This is a genomic window from Candidatus Pelagibacter sp. (genome assembly GCF_052049775.1).
Lineage (GTDB): Bacteria > Pseudomonadota > Alphaproteobacteria > Pelagibacterales > Pelagibacteraceae > Pelagibacter.
Map to the genome: position 1 here is coordinate 1 of NZ_JBNGZH010000031.1, position 2386 is coordinate 2386.

Genomic DNA, 2386 nt, shown 5'->3' on the forward strand with positions numbered 1-2386 from the left:
TGTTGATTTATCAGAAAGTCTTAAAAAAAAAATTGACATTTTTAACAGTGATAAAAGCTTAAAATACTGCAGTGTAGAATGTGAAGTTTGTAAATCTATCGATTTTACTATTTTATTTAATAACGATAGACATGGAATAAATCAGAGAACTGTTGTCTGTAAAAAATGTGGTTTTTTGTATTCCAATCCAAGAATGGATGAAAAGTTTTCTAAAATTTTTTACAATTCGGACTTATATAGAGTTTTGTATACATACAATCAGAATGTAGAAAATAAAAACGATCTTTATACGCTTGCTTTGAAAGAGCTAAAAATGCACAGACCACAGAAAATTTCAAAAGCAAATTTTAAAAAATATTATAAAAATTTATATTTAGATTTTATTTGCAATGAAATAAATGATTTTGAAACAGTATTAGATGTTGGTTGTGGAAAGGGAACTAAATTGGTTGATTTTGAATCAATTAATAAAAAAGCATATGGCTTAGAACCTTCTCAAGAATTTAATAAAGCACATTTAGATTTTGGGTTAAAATCCAAGATAGGTTTTATTGATGATATTCAAGGTGATAAGTATGATTTAATTATTTTATCACATGTATTTGAGCATTTAACAGATTTAAGGGTTGTTATGAAAAAAATAGCAGAAACAACTAATAAATATTTATTTATAGAAGTACCAGGTCATTTTAGAAAAATGCAATCTATTCAAAATGCACATAATTATTATTTTAGCATCAATACATTAAATTTTTTTGTTCTAAATTCTGGTTTTAAACTCATAAAAATTGACTATGCCAAAGATAATGAGTTTATTTTAGCGTTATATGAAAAAACTTACTCTTTAAATTATTATAAATATGATTTTAAAAAAGAAATAGGAAGTGTAAAAAAAATTTATAATAATTATAAAATCAAATTTTTATTGATTATGTTATTAAACTTTTTGGGAATTAAAAGATTAGTTTTGAAAATATATAATAAAATTAGAAAACAATAATGACTAAATTAATCGCCGAAATTGGAATTAATCACAATGGATCATATAAAATTGCTAATAAAATTTGTGATTTTTTGTGCAAAATTTATTTACATCAGTTAGCTAATAGATGTGAAAGGCAAATAAAGATTGTTAACAAAAAGTTTAAAGGATGAGATTAATTTTATGTAATAAAGAGATTTCTATGTTAATTATATTTTATGACAGTTTATTATAAATTAAAATTTTTTTTCAAATGAAATCAAATAAAATTTTTCTAATTGGCGAAATTGGTATTAATCACAATGGTAGTTTGAAAATAGCAAAAGAATTAATATTATCTGCTAAAAAAATTGGTTTTGATGCAGTTAAATTTCAAAAAAGAACACCTAAAATTACTACACCAAAAAATAAAATCAATAATCAAAGAGAGACTCCATGGGGGACAATTACTTACTTGGAGTATAAAAAAAAAATTGAGTTTGGGAAAAAAGAATTTGATGAGATTGATAAATTTTGTAAAAAATTAAATATTATATGGTTCGCGAGTCCTTGGGATATCCCCAGTAATAATTTTTTAAACAAATATAAACTAAAGTATAACAAGATAGCATCAGCAATGCTTACAAATCTTCCTTTACTAAATGCGGTAGCAAAGCAAAAAAGATTTACCTTTATTTCAACAGGAATGAGCAAATTAAGTGATGTCCAAACTGCTATCCAAATATTTAAAAAACATAAATGTAAATTTAATTTGATGCATTGTGTTTCAGCATATCCATGTAGTGATGAAAATTTAAATTTGAAAATGATACAAGTTTACAAAAAAAAATTTAAAGTTGATGTAGGTTATTCAGGACATGAAAAAACTGTTTCTCCAAGTTTAATGGCTGCTTGCTTAGGTGCAACAAGTATAGAAAGGCATATAACATTAGACAGAACCATGTGGGGAACTGATCATGCAGCTTCATTAGAGATAAATGGTATGAAAAATCTTGTAAATAGTATTAGAAGATTTGAAAAAATTATTGGAGATGGAAAAAAAAAATTTTTACAATCAGAGAAAGATAAACTTAAAGAAAGTAAATATTGGTGAAAATAACTTTTCTAATACCTGTACGATCTGGAAGCAAAAGAATAAAAAATAAAAAATATAATAAAATTTATGAAAAAATAAGTTGTAATTTCTGGAATTAATGGACAAGATGGTGCTTATTTATCAAGAAAGTTATTAAAAAAAATTTCAAAATTTATGGAATATTAAGACGAGGTTCTACACATAAGATTGAAAGATTAGAAGCTTTAATATTAAATTTTAATAATGTTGAGAGTAAGTATTTAAAATGGAAAAAAATATATGCATAATTCCACTTAGGTCAAGAAGTAAAGGAATTAAAAATAAAAATA

At 23.8% G+C, this 2386-nt stretch carries 3 protein-coding genes; all 3 read left to right on the top strand.

Annotation, left to right across the window (positions count from 1 at the left end):
- The coding region (locus tag ACTT83_RS04680) for a class I SAM-dependent methyltransferase (protein ID WP_440918961.1) at positions 1-1000 on the top strand (1000 nt) is incomplete at its 5' end.
- Positions 1000-1155 (top strand): hypothetical protein, encoded by a 156-nt coding sequence (locus ACTT83_RS04685; RefSeq protein ID WP_440918962.1) that lies wholly within the window; start codon positions 1000-1002, stop codon positions 1153-1155. The genes ACTT83_RS04680 and ACTT83_RS04685, both read left to right, overlap by 1 nt.
- A gap of 80 nt (positions 1156-1235) precedes the next feature.
- Positions 1236-2075 carry an N-acetylneuraminate synthase family protein gene (locus tag ACTT83_RS04690; protein ID WP_440918963.1) on the top strand — a complete coding sequence of 280 codons (840 nt, stop codon included), beginning with the start codon at positions 1236-1238 and terminating at the stop codon, positions 2073-2075.
- The last annotated feature ends 311 nt before the right edge of the window (positions 2076-2386 follow it).